At 75.2% G+C, this 15,723-nt stretch carries 3 protein-coding genes; all 3 read left to right on the top strand.

All coding sequences use genetic code 11. The annotated features are described in order from the left end of the window. The first annotated feature begins 1,679 nt into the window (after positions 1-1,679). From AC559T_RS09770 to AC559T_RS09760, 3 genes are read left to right on the top strand one after another with little or no spacing between them, the layout of a single operon-like run. Entirely contained in the window at positions 1,680-10,109 is an 8,430-nt protein-coding gene (locus AC559T_RS09770; RefSeq protein ID WP_498868527.1) for an SDR family NAD(P)-dependent oxidoreductase, read from the top strand. Then, entirely contained in the window at positions 10,102-15,327 is a 5,226-nt protein-coding gene (locus tag AC559T_RS09765) for a beta-ketoacyl synthase N-terminal-like domain-containing protein (protein ID WP_498868526.1), read from the top strand. The genes AC559T_RS09770 and AC559T_RS09765 overlap by 8 nt, the downstream gene beginning before the upstream one ends. Continuing rightward, a complete protein-coding gene (locus AC559T_RS09760) occupies positions 15,324-15,662 on the top strand; it encodes an acyl carrier protein (protein ID WP_071066803.1) in 339 nt (112 codons plus the stop codon). Before AC559T_RS09765 ends, AC559T_RS09760 begins: the two co-directional genes overlap by 4 nt. Positions 15,663-15,723 lie beyond the last annotated feature (61 nt).

Genomic DNA, 15,723 nt, shown 5'->3' with positions numbered 1-15,723 from the left:
CCCCCCCCCGCCGGTCGCCGGTATGGAGCAGGTCGCCGGTATGGAGCGGCCCGCATGGAACCGGATGGATTGGCCGTCCGTTGTGACAGTTCGGTCGTCCTTCCTCGCGAAGTCCGGCCAGGCGCCGAGCCCCGCGATCGCGGCCCCGCCCCCGCCGTACGAGCGCCCCGCCTCAGCGGTGCGCGTGACAGGCCGTCGCGGCAGGTCGTGACCCCCTGACCCCTGGCCGCGAGTGGACCGGTGTTCGGAGTACTCCGGTCGGAACCGTCCTTCTCGGCGCGCCGCCGATCGCTGCTGGTCGGCGCCTGCGCCTCGCCCGCCGACCGCCGGGCCGCCGCTGTCGTCGTCGCCGGTCGTCGCTGTGGTCGCCGTCGCCGAGTCGCCGTCGTGTCGCCGCCGCCGTCCGGCCGCGCCCTGACCCGGCACACCCTGACCCGACAGACCCTGAGGTGACGCGTCGGTGACCCGATGCGCTCCTGACCCGATGCGGCCCCTGAGCCCTGGCCGGGCATCCACGAATGACTCGGGAGAGTCGTCCGAGCACTCTGACGCAAGGACTCCCAGGCCGTGACCTGGCTCTAGTCACTTCGGGTGGTCTTGCCGCCTGCTCGGCATCGTCGCGGAATGCTCCCCGTGGTCTCGTGTGGCTTGCCCGGAGCCCGGGCGACATCCGTGCGGTGCCCTGATCGCGTTGGAAAAGCCCTTGTGAACTGGGTATTTGTCGCGATCGAGTGCGATCGAGGGGGCGGATCCAAGATGGGCGAGAGAAATGGGCGGCGCTTATGCTTGCGGCCACTCGGTTATGGTGACTAGGTTGAACGGGCCATGTCACTGCGTATGTGGGGGTCAGAAGAGACGAGTCTGCCGACAGCACGCCCGTCCGGCCCAGGCTGGCGTCGGTGGCTGTTCCAGATCGTCACCGGAGGAACGGCTGGATGAATGTCATGTCATGGGATGCGGGTGCGGTCCGCCGTCGGGGCCGCGGTGCCGGTCCGGGGAAAGCCGGCACTGATTCCCGGTGGTTTCGGTCGCCGACGCTCCGCACCCGGACGGCATGACATGTCACTCTGTGCGCGCGCCGGAAAGAATCCGGGCGAGGTGCAGAATCGCAACCGTTCCAGGCGTGTGTGCGGCATCGTCGCGGCGAACATCGGGTGTACGGCGAAACGCGTGCTGCCCGTGGAGCGGGACAACACGTCGGGTGCGGTCGGCCCCGAGATCGCCGTGGAGCGTGCCGCGCCGCGTTCCATGTGTTCGCCGGCGTGCGTGGGTGATGAGCGGGGGCACCTGATCGTTTCGTGGCGCGCCCTGGTTGTGGAGACCCCGTCCGGACGGGCTAGTATTTCGCGCACGTTCGCTGCCTCGGGTGAGCCGATCGGACCGGGCCGCAGTCACTACGACCGAATCGTCGCCGGCGGCGGGGAGTCCGGGCCGGTCGCCGGTTCTGTCCCTCATATGGAGTTGCACCTGCCTGATATGCCGATCGCCCCACGACGCCGACACCGGACTACCGCGAGGCGCGCGGATCAGCGGCGGTCTGTCGGCGATCTCTCCCGTGGTTCACCGGCGCCCGCCGGCCGAGCCCGCCCGAATCCGACCCCGGCCCGCCGGCCGGCGCCGACGGCATCCGTTCCCGGTCGTCGCCCATCACGGTGGTGCCTGGCCAGGAGGAGCATCCGATGAGCAGCTCGTTCAGCGCCCAACCGAGGCCCGCGGCGGTCGAGCCCGGAGACCGGGATCTGGTCGTCGTCGTCAGCCCGTTCGGTGAGCCCGCGCCGCACCTGGTGGCGGCGGTCGGCCACGCCGGCGGCCTGGGAATCCTCGATCTCGGCCTCGACCCGGCCCGCGGCCGGGAGTCGACGGCCGCCGCGGCCGCCTGGTCGACCGCGCCGTTCGGGGTCCGGGTCCCCGAGGGCTGCCCGATCGGCAGCGGTGACCTGCCTGCCGGCGTCGACACGGTGCTGCTCGGGGTGAACGCCCCGTGGACGGTGGCCGAGGCGGCCGGCCGCGGTCGGCGTGTCCTCGTCGAGGTGCTGTCCGTGGCGGACGCGATGGGCGCGCTCGAATCGGGAGCGGCCGGCCTCGTCGCTCGCGGCAGTGAGGCCGGCGGACGGGTCGGTGACCTCACGACGTTCACTCTGCTACAGCACCTGATCGCCGCGAAGGCGACACGGCGGGACGGGACCGTTGCCCCCGTGTGGGCCGCTGGTGGCATTGGTCCGGCCACGGCCGCCGCGGCGATCGCCGGCGGGGCGGCCGGTGTGGTCCTGGACTCGCAGCTCGCGCTCGTTCGCGAGATGGAGCTGCCCACCGAGATCGCGGCCGCCGTTCGCGCCATGGACGGCAGCGAGACCGCGCTGATCGAGGGCCACCGCGTCTACGTGCGCCCGGATCTGCCGGTCGCCCGGCTGGTCGGCTGGCCTGCCGGCACGGGTGCTCCCAAGGACGGCGACGAGCCGGCCACGGATTTCCGGGACACCGGCGGCGAGCTCGCCTCCGACGGCGCGCTGACGTCCGCCGCGCCGGCGGCAACAGCGCCGGCGGCCACGGCATCCACCGTCGGCGGCGAGCGGGGCCCGGTGGCACTGCGGCTGGGTGGGCGCGACCTGCGGGAACAGCTTCTCCCGGTCGGGCAGGACGGTGCGCTGGCGGCCGACCTGGCCGACCGGTATGTGTCGGCGAGCGCCGTGGTGCGGGCCGTGCGGGAGTCCGTGCGGACCGCCCTCGACTCGGCGGCGCGCCACCGGCCGCTCGCGCCGGGATCGCCGTTCGCGGCCGCCCGCGGGCTGCGCTACCCGGTCGCGCAGGGGCCGATGACCAGGGTCAGTGACCGGGCGCGGTTCGCCCGCTCGGTGGCCGACGGGGGCGGGCTGCCCTTCCTCGCGCTCGCGCTGCTGGACGGCGCCGCGACCCGGACGCTGCTGACGGAGACCGCCGAGCTGCTCGGCGACTCGCCCTGGGGCGTGGGGATCCTCGGGTTCGCGCCGCCCGAGGTGCGCGCGGCCCAGCTTGAGGCGGTGCACGAGGTGCGCCCGCCCTGCGCGCTGATCGCCGGCGGCCGGCCGGCCCAGTCGGCGCCGCTGGAGGCCGCCGGCATCGACACCTTCCTGCACGTGCCCTCGCCGGGGCTGCTTGACCGCTTCCTCACCGACGGGGCGCGCAAGTTCGTCTTCGAGGGCCGCGAGTGCGGCGGCCACGTCGGGCCGCGGGCCAGCTTCTCGCTGTGGGAGGCGCAGATCACGCGCCTGCTCGCCTTCGCCCGGGCCGCCGGCGACGAGCCGGGGTCACTCCAGGACGTCCACGTGCTGTTCGCGGGCGGCATCCATGACGCGACCTCGGCGGCCATGGTCGCGGCGGCGGCGGCGCCGCTGGCCGACCGCGGCGCGCGGGTCGGTGTGCTCATGGGGACGGCCTACCTGTTCACCGAGGAGGCGGTCGCCGACGGCGCGATCATGCCCGGTTTCCAGGAGGCGGCGATCGGCGCCACCCGCACCGTGCTGCTGGAGACCTCGCCCGGGCACGCCACCCGGTGTGTGGAGTCCGAGTTCGTGCACACCTTCCTGCGCCGGCGCGAGGAGCTGACGGCCGCGGGCGTGGCGCGCAAGCAGATGTGGGCCGAGCTGGAGTCGCTCAACCTGGGCCGGCTGCGGATCGCCAGCCGGGGCGTCCGCCGCGAGGGGGGCCAGCTGGTCGCGGTCGGGCCCCGCGAGCAGGCCACGGACGGCATGTTCATGATCGGCCAGGTGGCGGCCCTGCGATCGGACCGCACGACGATCGGCCGGCTGCACGCCGAGGTGACCGAGCAGGCCACGGCGCTCGTCGCCGAGCGGGCGGCCGAGCGGGCAGCCGAGCGGGCCGGCGGGCCGACCGGGCAGGTCGCCGCGCTGCCGGCCCAGCGCACCGCCGGGAGCACCGACGCGGCCGACGGCGACCAGGCCGAGCGCGCCGCGCGGTCCGTGGCCGCCGTGCGCGAGGCGGCGCGGTCGCTCGACATCGCGATCGTCGGTATGTCAGCGGTGTTTCCGCGGGCTTCCGACGAGAAGGACTACTGGGCCAACGTGGTCGGCGGCGTCGACGCGATAACAGAGGTGTCACCCGAGCGGTGGGACGCGGATCTCTACTACGACCCGGAATCGGTCGTGAAGGACGCCGGCCGGCGGACGCCGTCCAAATGGGGCGGATTCCTGCCGAGAATCCCGTTCGACGCGCTCGCCTACGGAATACCGCCGCGTTCTCTGCGCAGCATTGATCCGGGTCAGCTCCTCGCGCTGGAGGTCGCCGCCCGGGCGATTCGCGACGCCGGGTACGAGAACCGGCCGTTCGACCGCCGACGCACCTCCGTCGTCTTCGGCGCTGAATCAGGGTCCGACCTTTCCACGACGTATGGATTCCGCTCCGCGCACCGGGCCTGGGTCGGTGAGCTTCCCGCCGAGCTCGAGGAGCTCCTGCCCGAGCTCGACGAGGATTCCTTTCCCGGCCTGCTCGCGAACGTCATAGCGGGACGGGTGGCGAATCGGCTCGACCTGGGTGGCCTGAACTTCACCGTCGACGCGGCGTGCGCCTCCTCACTGGCCGCCCTGGACGCGGCGTGTAAGGAACTGTCGGCGGGCTCGTCCGACATGGTGCTGTGCGGGGGTGTGGACACACATTCCAGCGTCCATGACTTCCTGCTGTTCGCCTCGGTGCACGCGCTGTCTCCCGGGGGCCGTTGCCGCAGCTTCGACTCCAGCGCGGACGGCACCAGCCTCGGTGAGGGTGTCGCCGTCGTCGTTCTCAAGCGCCTCGCGGACGCGCAGCGCGACGGTGACCGGATCCGCGCCGTCATCCGGTCGGTCGCAGGCTCCTCCGACGGCCGGGCGCTCGGCCTGACCGCGCCGCGCAAGGCCGGGCAGGTCATCTCCCTCGAGCGGGCCTACGCGACGGCGGGAATCTCGCCGTCCGAGGTCGGCATGCTGGAGGCGCACGCCACCGGAACAGTCGTGGGGGACCGCACCGAGCTCGCCACGCTCACCGAGGTGTTCACCGAGCACGGCGCCGCCGTCGGCCAGTGCGCGGTCGGTTCGGTGAAGTCGCAGATCGGCCACACGAAGTGCGCCGCGGGCCTGGCCGGGCTGGTCAAGGTGGCACGCGCGGTGGAGACCGGTGTGCGGCCGCCGACGCTGCACGTGGACCGCCCCAACCCGTACTGGGAGCGGGAGAGCAGCCCGTTCTACTTCGACGACCAGGCCCGTCCGTGGATCGCGCCCGCCGGGCGCCGCCACGCCGGCCTGTCCGCCTTCGGGTTCGGCGGGACGAACTTCCACGTCGTCGTGTCGGCCTACGACAAGGCACCGGAGCCCGCGCACGGCCTGGACCGGTGGCCGGCGGAGCTGTTCGTGATCCGCGGCCGGGACCGGGCCGCCGCGCTGCGCCGGCTGGACCGCCTCGCCGAGCTGGCCCGCGCCAACGAGGAGGCAGGCCGGCCCTACCACCTGCGCGATCTCGCCCGCACCGCGGCCGAGGAGCGAGGCGGCCCGGTGCGGATCGCCTTCGTCGTCGACGAGCTGGACGAGCTCGCCGCCGCCCTCGACCGGGCGCGGGAGCCGCGGTCCGACTCCCGCCTCGGCGTGTTCGTCCACGCCGAGGACGAGGCCGGCGCCGCGGGCGGAACGGCCGGCGCCTCCGGTGCCACCTCCGCCGGTGCTGGGACGTCCGTCGCGGGCTCTGGCTCCGGTTCGGTGGCGTTCCTCTTCCCCGGCCAGGGCAGCCAGCGGCCCGGGATGCTCGCGGATCTCTTCGTGGCCTTCCCGCGCCTGCGCTCCCTGCTGGAGCTCGCCCCGGATGTCGCCGCCACGATGTTCCCCCCGGCCGCCTTCAGCGACACCGAGCGGGCGGCCCAGGCCGCGGCGCTGACCGACACCCGGGCGGCGCAGCCCGCGCTGGGAATGGCCGGGCTGGCCGTCCACGACATCCTGGCCGGGCTGAAGATCCGTCCCGACCACGTCGCCGGTCACTCCTACGGCGAGCTGGTCGCGCTGTGCGCGGCTGGGGCGTACGACCGGGCCGACCTCGTCCGCCTCAGCCGGGCCCGCGCCGACGCGATCCTCGCGGCGGCCGGCGGCGACCCGGGCACCATGGCCGCGGTGTCGGCGACGGCCGACCAGATCCGGGACGTGCTCGGTGTGCCCGCCGCCGACGGCACCGCGGCGGGAGTGGCGCTCGCCAACCAGAACGCGCCCCGCCAGACCGTGATCTCCGGGCCGACCGCCGACGTCGACGCCGCGGTCGGCCGGCTCAAGGACGCCGGACTCTCGGCCCGGCGCATCCCGGTGGCCTGCGCCTTTCACAGCCCGGTGATCGCCGGCGCGGCCCAGGCGCTGGCCGGTGAGCTCGCCGCCACGGCCGTCGGCGATCTCACGCTGCCGGTGTGGTCCAACACGACCGCCGCGCCCTACCCGCGGACCCCGGACGGCACGCGCGCGACGCTGGCCGGCCAGGTCGCGGCCCCCGTTCGCTTCGTCGAGCAGATCGAGGCGATGTACGCGGCCGGCGTGCGGGTCTTCGTCGAGACCGGGCCGGGCCGGGTGCTCTCCCAGCTCACGGCGAAGATTCTCGCCGGACGTCCGCACCGGGTCGTGGCGACCGACGCACCGGGGGAGCACGGCCTGCGCCGGCTGCTGCTCGCGGTGGCCGAGCTCGCGGCGGCCGGAGTGGAGATGGACCCGTCGGCCCTGTTCGCGGGCCGCGACACCCGCACGGTCCCGGCCGACGGGATGCCGCGGCGCCCGGGCTGGCTGATCGACGGCGCGTATGTGCGGACCGGCCAGGGCGGTTACCTGCCCGGTGGTCTGCGGCCCGCCCGGCGGGTTCCGCCGGTCGCGCCGGCGGTGGGGACCGAGCCGGCCACGGCTGGGACGGGTGGGTCCGGTGACACAGGCAGGCAGGACGGCCCCGGGGCCTGGCGCGTGCTCGCGCCCGGCCCAGCGGTGGCCGACCCAGTTGTGGGCGGCCCAGTGGTGGCCGGCGGATCGGCAGGAGGCACTCCAGTGGACGGCCCTCAGATGATGAACGGGCACGCGAACGGGCACCGCGACGGCTGGTACCCGGGGCCGAACGGGTCCGGGCCCGCGCTCGCCGCCGCCGGGACTTCCGGCGAGCAGGTGGTCGACGGCCGTCCGGCTGCCCCGGCCCCGGTCGCCAGCCCCGCCGACGCGGCCGTCCTCGAGTTCCTGCGGACGGGTCGTGATCTTGTTGCGGCGCAGCGTGACGTCCTGCTGACGTATCTGGGTGGCGCCGCGGCCGCGCCGGTCGAGCACGGTGCCGGGCGGTGGACGCCGGCAACCACCCTGCCGGCCCCGGCCGCGTCGGCCCCGGCCATGCCGGCGCCGGTTGTCGCCATGCCGGCCGCGGTGGAGGCCGGTGCGCTGGTCGCCGCCGTGCCGGCCGCGGTGGAGGCGGGCGTATCGGCTGCTGCCGGGTTGTCGGCGGAGGCTGTGGCGGATGCGGTGGTGGGGGTGATCGCGGATCTGACGGGTTATCCGGCGGAGATGTTGGAGCCGGATCTGGATCTTGAGGCTGATCTGTCGATCGATTCGATCAAGCGGACGGAGATTCTGGGGGAGCTTGCGGGCCGGGTGGGTCTGGCTGGTGTGGGTGCGGGCGATGTGGATGAGTCGGTGGTGGAGGAGTTGGCGGCGGTGAAGACGGTCCGGGGGATCGTTTCCTGGATCGTGGAGCACCAGTCCACCGACCAGGCCGCCGGTCCGTCCGCCGGCACGGTGCCTGCCGTGCTTCCGGCCGGCGCCCCCCTGGCCGCGGCCGAGGGGTCCGCGCCCGCGGGTGGGCCGTCCGCCGGGTTGTCGGCGGAGGCTGTGGCGGATGCGGTGGTGGGGGTGATCGCGGATCTGACGGGTTATCCGGCGGAGATGTTGGAGCCGGATCTGGATCTTGAGGCTGATCTGTCGATCGATTCGATCAAGCGGACGGAGATTCTGGGGGAGCTTGCGGGCCGGGTGGGTCTGGCTGGTGTGGGTGCGGGCGATGTGGATGAGTCGGTGGTGGAGGAGTTGGCGGCGGTGAAGACGGTCCGGGGGATCGTTTCCTGGATCGTGGAGCACCAGTCCACCGACCAGGCCGCCACCCCGGCGATCACCGCCGGGGACGGAACCGGCCACGGTGCGGGGCCCGGCGCCGGCGCCGGCGCGGGATGGGCCGGGCCCGGACAGGTCGAGGTGCCCGAGCAGAGCCGCGCCGAGCGTCGGTCCGCCGACGGCGCCGGCGGCCGGGGGCAGTCCGGCGGGCCGTGGGCCGGGTCGGCGGCGGTCCCGGCGTCCGCCGTCCCGGCAACCGCTGCGGCAACGGCCGCGGCGAGGCCGCCCGCGCCGGGTACGCGGAACAGGGCTGGCGTGCCGTCGGCCGCCGCGGCGCCGGCCACGGCCGTTCCGGTGCCGGCGGGTGTTCCGGTGATGTCCGCGCCGCTCGGAGCGCCGGCCGGTGCCCCGCCACGGCCCGCGTCGGCACCGGAGAGCTGGGGGGTGCGTTCGGCCCCGCGGGGCTCGACGGACCCGGTGTTCGCCGAGCGGGTGCCGCTGCGTCGGTTCGTGGTGGAGTCCACCGAACTGGCTCCGCTGCCGTCCTGGGATGACGTCGTCGCCGCTGGTCGGGCGGCGGTGCTGGACGGCGCCCGGTTCGCCGTCGTCGACGGCGGGCTCGGGATCGGCCTCGCGCTGTCGACCCTGCTGGAGCAGGCCGGGGCGCAGGTCCGCATCATCTCGGCGAACGACGCCGCCCTGGGCGAGCTGGTCGCCTCCGGCATCGCCGCCGACGGGCTGTTCTGGGCCGCCTCGGCCGAGGGCTCGGCGGGGCCGGTGGGCGGTCTGCCGGCGGCGTTCCCGGCGCTGCGCGCCGCCGCGCTGGCCGGAATCCGGCGGCTCGTCGCGGTCACCGGCCTCGGTGGTGATCTCGGCCGCAACGGCGAGATCGGCGACCCGGGCCCGGGCGCCGGCATGGCCGGGCTGGTCCGGACCCTGGCCCGTGAGCTGCCCGACCTCCTGATCAGGCTGGTGGACGTCCATCCCAAGGCGCAGCCGCGGCGGATCGCGGAGAGCCTGCTCGCGGAGATGCTCGACCCGGCCGCGCCGGTCGTCGTCGGCTACCGCGACGGCGTCCGGATCGCGCCCGAGCTGCGGATGTCCGACCTGGTCGCGGTCACCGCCGGGCCGGGGTCCGCGGCCGCCGGATCGCCTCGGGCCGCCGCCGCTCCGCCGGGGCTGGACAGGTCCGGCGTCGTCCTGCTGACCGGTGGTGCGCGTGGGATCACGGCCCGTACCGCGCTGGCGCTTGCGGGTGCCACCGGCTGCGCGGTCGAGCTGGTCGGGCGCACGCCCGTCCCGGACGCGCCCGAGGACGAGGCCACGGCGGGTGCGCTCGACGCCCCGGCGCTGCGCCGGGCCCTGATCGCGACGGGGGTGCGCCGCCCGGCCGAGATCGAGGCGCGCATCGGGCGGATCCTGGCCGAGCGGGAGATCCGTGCCACGCTCGCCGCGCTGCGGGAGGTCGCCGCGTCGGTGCGCTACCACCCGATCGACGTGCGGGACGTCACCGCCGTCGCCGGTGTCGTCGCCGACGTCTACGCCCGCCACGGCCGGTTGGACGGTGTCGTGCACGGCGCCGGCGTCCTGGAGGACCGGCTGCTGCGGGACAAGTCGCCGGAGTCCTTCGACCGGGTGTTCCGCACGAAGGTCGACGGGGCGCGCGCCCTACTGGACGCGCTGCGGCCCGATGTGGGCTTCGTTGTGCTCTTCGGCAGCGTGGCCGGGGTGTTCGGCAATCGCGGGCAGGTCGACTACGCCGCCGCCAACGACGCCCTGGACGCCCTCGCGCACACCGCCTCGGCGCGCTTCGCCGGCCGGGTGGTCAGCGTCGACTGGGGTCCCTGGGGCACCGACACGGCCGCCGGCCGTGGGATGGTGTCCGCCGAGCTGTCCCGGGAGTACGCCCGCCGGGGCATCGGCCTGATCGACCCCGGCGAAGGGGTCGCCGCGTTGCTGCGAGAGCTCGGTGAGCCGGTCGCGGACGCGCCGACCCAGGTCGTCTACATGTGCGCGGGAGTCGGGTCGTTCGATGGGTGACACATCCCGCCACAGCGGCGGCGGCCCCCGCGGCGCGGGCGGGCAGGAGATCGCGATCGTCGGGATGTCCGCGCTGTTCCCCGGCGCGGGCGACCTGGACACCTACTGGCACAACATCGTCGGTGGCGTGGACGCGATCAGCGACGTCCCACCGGGCCGCTGGGACCTCGACGAGTACTACGCCGGGCCGGCCACGGACGGCGACCGGCAGCCCGGCGGCGACCGGCGCGACGGCGGCCGGCGGCCGGACGGCGCGGGCTTCTACTGCCGGCGCGGCGGGTTCGTCGACGACCTGGCGACGTTCGACCCGGCCCGGTTCGGCATCGTCCCGGTCTCGGTCGACTGGGCGGAGCCCGACCAGCTGCTCGCGCTGCGGCTCGCCGCCGAGGCCATGGACGACGCCGGCGGGGCCGAGACGCTCGGTGACCGCGGCCGCGTCGGCGTCGTGGTGGGCCGCGGCGGCTACGTCGGGCCGGGTGTCGCCCGGCTCGAGCAGCGGGTCCGCACCTCGCACCAACTGGCGACCACGCTGCGCGAGGTGCTGCCGGACGTCCCGGACGCGGCCGTCGACCAGGTCGTCGACGCGTTCCTGGCCCGGCTGGGGCCGCAGCGGCCGGAGGCGTCCATCGGCCTGGTGCCGAACCTGGCGGCCTCGCGGATCGCGAACCGTCTCGACCTGCACGGCCCGGCGTACACGATCGACGCGGCCTGCGCGTCGTCCCTGGTCGCGGTGGACATCGCGGTGCGGGAGCTGGCCGGCGGCCGGGCCGGCGCGATGATCGTCGGCGGCGTGCACATCGTGCACGAGGTCTCGTTCTGGAGCCTGTTCACGCTGCTGCGGGCGCTCTCGCCCACCCAGCGGATCCGGCCGTTCGACCGCCGTGCCGACGGCCTGCTCATGGGCGAGGGCGTCGGGATGATCGTCCTGAAGCGGCTGGCCGACGCCCGCCGCGACGGCGACCGGGTCTACGCCGTGCTGCGCGGCGCCGGGACGTCCAGCGACGGGCGCACCGCGAGCCTGATGGCACCCGCGTCCTCCGGGCAGATCCTGGCGATCGAGCGGGCCTGGGCGGACGCCGGCCTCGACCCGGCGGCGCCCGGCGCGGTCGGGCTGATCGAGGCGCACGGAACCGCGACTCCGGCCGGCGACGGGACCGAGCTCTCGACGCTGGCGAAGGTCTTCGGCGGCGAGGTCGGGGCGAGCCCCGTCGGCCTCGGGTCGGTGAAGTCGATGATCGGGCACGCGATGCCCGCCGCCGGCATGGCCGGGCTGATCAAGGCCGCGCTGGCGCTGCACCACCGCACCCTGCCGCCGACGCTGCACTGCGACGAGCCGCACCCGCTGTTCGACGGGAGCCGTTTCGCCCCGGTCCGGACGGCGGCCGAGTGGGAGCCGTCCGGTTCCGCGCCGCGGCGGGCGGGGGTGAACGCCTTCGGGTTCGGCGGCGTGAACGCGCACGTCGTCCTGGAGGAGTGCCTCGACGACCACGCCGGCGCCGTCAACCCGGTGAGCTTCGGCGGTTCCGTCGGTTCCGCCGCCACCGCCGTCGCCGCCGCCGGGACGGGTGCCGTGCTCGGGCCCGACCCGGAGGCCGAGCGGGTCCTGCTGTTCGCGGGCTCGTCGGCGGCCGAGATCGTCGCCCAGCTCGACGTCCCGGACGCCGACCTGCTGGGGCGCGACGACGCCGCGTCCCCGCCGGCGGGTGGGCCGTTCCGGCTGGCGCTGGTGGCGCCCACCCCGCGCCGGCTCGCGCTGGCCCGCACGGTGGCGGCCCGCGGCACCGCCTGGCGCGGGCGGAACGATCTCTGGTTCGTCCCCGAGCCCCTGCTCGGCGACCGCCCGGCGTCCGACGCCGCGGGCGGACCGCGGCTGGCGTTCCTGTTCTGCGGTCTGGAGGACAAGTTCGCCCCGCGGATCGACGACGTGTGCGACCACTTCGGCCTGCCGCGTCCGGAGGTGGGCGACACCGCCGAGCTCGGCAGCCACGGCGTCGCCAGCGTCCAGGTGGGACGGGTCCTCGACACGGCGCTGCGTCGCCTCGGGGTGGTCCCCGACCTGGTCGCCGGGCACAGCGTGGGCGAGTGGAACGCGATGCTCTCGGCCGGGCTGATGAGCGACGACTACGCCGACGAGTTCATCGAGGTCTTCGACCCGGCCTCGCTCGAGGTGCCCGGTGTCGTGTTCGGTGCGCTGGGCTGCGGCGCGGAGGTCGCCGCCGAGGTGATCGCCGGACTGCCCGAGATCGTGGTCTCGCACGACAACTGCCCGCACCAGTCGATCATCTGCGGGCGGGTGGAAAGCGTCGAGACCGCGCTCGCCCGCCTGCGCGCCCGCGGGGTGCTGGGGCAGACGCTGCCGTTCCGCTCGGGCTTCCACTCCCCGTTCCTGCGGCCGCACCTCAAGCGCCTGCAGGACGGCCTTTACAACACCCCCTTGCACGCGGCGCGGGTGCCTGTGTGGTCCGCCACCACGGTGGCTCCGTATCCATCCGGACACGACGACATCCGGGAGCTGGCCGTCCGGCACCTGCTCGAGCCGGTGCGTTTCCGGGAGCTGACGCGGCGCCTGCACTCCGCGGGCGTCCGGGTGTTCGTGCAGGTCGGGATGGGCAGCGTCGCCGGATTCGTCGACGACACCCTCAACGGGCCGGGGGACGAGCACGCGTCGCTGGTCACGAACACCGTCAAGCGGTCCGGCCTCGACCAGCTCCGGCGGGTCGCGGTCGCGCTGTGGGCCGAGGGCGCCGCGCCGCGCCTGGACGTCCTGCCCTGCCACACCAGACCAGAGCCCGCCACCGTTCCGGCCAGGGAGCCGCGGGCGCCCCGGGTGCCTCAGACGGCCGCGTCGGCTCGGCCCGGGCGCGCGGTGCGGCTGCGCCTGGGCACGCCGCTCGTCCGGCTCGGGGCGGACGCGCCGGACCTCGCGGCGTCGCTCCCGTCCCGGATCAGCGGCGAGGCCGCGGGACGTCCCGTCGGCGAGACGCCGGCCCAGGTGGCCGACGGGCTCGGCGGGCCCGCGCGGCATGCCGTCCTCGCCGAGCTGGGCGCGGCGGTCACGGACGCGAGAGCGGTGATGTCCACCGTCACCGACCGCTGGGCCGCGACGCGGGCGTCCGGTCCCCCCTCGACGGCGCCGGCGGCGACCTCCGTGCCTGTTGCGCCGGCCGCGCCGGCGGCGAGTGGGCCGGCGGCGAGTGGGCCGGGTGGTGGGCGGACCGTGCGGCGGGAGCTCTCGCTGGCGACGATGCCCGAGGTCGCCGACCACTGCTTCTACCGGCAGCCCCCGGGGTGGTCCGACCCGTCCGACCTGTTCCCGGTCGTGCCACTGACCGGCGTGCTTGAAATGATCATGGCTGAGGCGAGCGCGCTGATGCCCGGCCGCGCGGTGGTGGCCGTCCGGGACGTGCGGGCCACCCGCTGGCTGGCGATCGAGCCGCCGGTGCAGGTCACGATCACCTGCGCGCCGCTGGGCCCGGACGAGGTCCGGGTGGACGTCGTCGGCTACACGCGGGCGACGGTCGTCTTCGCCGACGCCTACCCGGCGCCGCCGCCGGTGACCGACACGGCCACCGGGTTCGTCCCGGCGCCGGGCGCGGCGGGGGAGGTCGTGATCCCCGGCGAGTCGCCGTCCCCGCACACCGGCCGCGCGATCTACGACGACCGGCTGCTCTTCCACGGGCCCGGCTACCAGGGCGTCGAGTCCGTCGACGGGATGGCCCCGACAGGGCTGCGCGGCTGGCTGCGGGTGACGCCCGCCAGCGGCGCGCTGCTCGACAACGCCGGCCAGTTCTTCGGCTACTGGGGCATGCAGTACCTGCCGTCGGACTGGCTGCTCTTCCCGGCCTCGGTCACCTCGATGCGGTTCTTCGGCCCACCGCCGCCGGTCGGCGCGCGGATGTCCTACCTGGGCCGGATCCGGGATGTGACCGACCGCACCGCCACCGCGGACATGGAGATCCGGGACGCCGGCGGACGGCTGTGGGGACACATCCAGGGCTGGACCGACCGACGGTTCACCGAGGACGACGTCCTGTGGTCGATGGCACTGGCGCCGGAGGCGAACACGCAGAGCCACCTGACGCCGGACGGCTGGGTGGTGGTCACCGAGCACTGGCGTGACCCGGCGTCCCGGGAGCTGTCGTTGCGCCACTACCTCGACGCGGACGAGCGGACGCGGCTGGCCCGCCACAATCCGCTGGCTGCCCGGTCCTGGTTGCTGGGGCGGATCGCGGCCAAGGACGCCGTGCGGCGCCGCTGGTGGGAGCGCGGGGCCGGCGCGGTGTGGCCGATCGAGGTCGGCGTGACGGATCTGGTGTCCGGGCGGCTGGTCGTCGGCACGGTGCCCACCCGACCGGGCCTGCCCGAGCTCACCCGCCCCGAGGTGAGCATCGCCCATCGCCCGGAGATCGCCGTCGCCCTCGCGGTGGACGACCCGCGGGACGTCGGCGGCGTGGGGATCGCTCTGGAGCGCATCGAACGGCGCGGGCCCGACGCGGAGGCGGCCGTGCTCGCCGAATCCGAGCTGAGCCTGCTCGACGAACTGGCCGGCGCGGATCCGGATGTCCGCGCGGTCTGGCTCGCGCGGTTCGCCGCGGCGAAGCAGGCCGCCGCGAAGGCGTACGGGACCGGGCCGGCCGGCGATCAGCGGCGGTTCGTCGTCGGCCGGCCGCGACCGGGCGGATCCGCCGTCCTGGCGGCGGTGCCGCGCGGGCCGGGCGGGGTGGTCGCCCATCTGGTCGGCGCGCCGACCGAGGCGACCGGCCTGCCGGCCCCGACGCTGGTTCCAGTCACCGTCTCCGCCCCGGACGGCGGGCCGGGGGCGGCACCGGCCGCGGCCGGGCACGCCACCCCGGCGGAAGTGGGAGCGGGGGCTAGCGAGACGTGGTGGGTGGCACTGCGCACCATGGACACCACCGGCCGGCCCCGTCCCGACACCGAACCGAATGATCACACTGCCGCATCCGGCACCGCCGCACCCGGCGGTCACACCGCCGGAACCGGCGATCGCGTCGCCGCACCCGGCGGCGCACCCGCCGGCGGCTACATCGTGGCCTGGACCTCGCCACGGATCGAGCGATCCGCGAGGCCTCCGGGCGGCGCGGCCGGGAGCCCGCCCACGCGGCGGCCCGGCGGTCAACCCACCAGCCCGGCCGGTGACCGGCCGGGCGCACGGACCGGTACGCAGCCCGATCAGCAGAAGGAGCAGACCCAGCGATGACCACCGACCAGTCGACCATGACCGCGGACCCGGCGACCCGCGCCGACCAGGTGCTCGCGGACGTGACGGAGATCCTGCGCGACGTGATCGGCGAGGAGTACATCGTCGACATGTCGATCGACATGGACACCTCCTTCAACGCGGACCTCGAGCTCGAGAGCATCGAGTTCGTGACCTTCGCCGACCGGCTCCGGGAGACCTACGGGGACCACGTCGACTTCGTCGGCTTCCTCTCGGAGATGGACGTCGACCAGGTGATCAACATGAAGGTCGGGGAGGTCGTCCAGTTCATCGTCGACAGCCTCGAGACCGACACGCCGGCCGCCGCCCGTTAGCGGCGGTCACGGTCGGCGGGGGGCTACGGGGACCTCGTATGCGCGCGGCGCGGGGCGCGCC

It is taken from the genome of Frankia sp. Hr75.2, assembly GCF_949319125.1.
GTDB lineage: Bacteria > Actinomycetota > Actinomycetes > Frankiales > Frankiaceae > Parafrankia > Parafrankia soli.
Note: the sequence above shows the minus strand (reverse complement) of the source record. Positions and strands in the feature narration are given on the sequence as shown.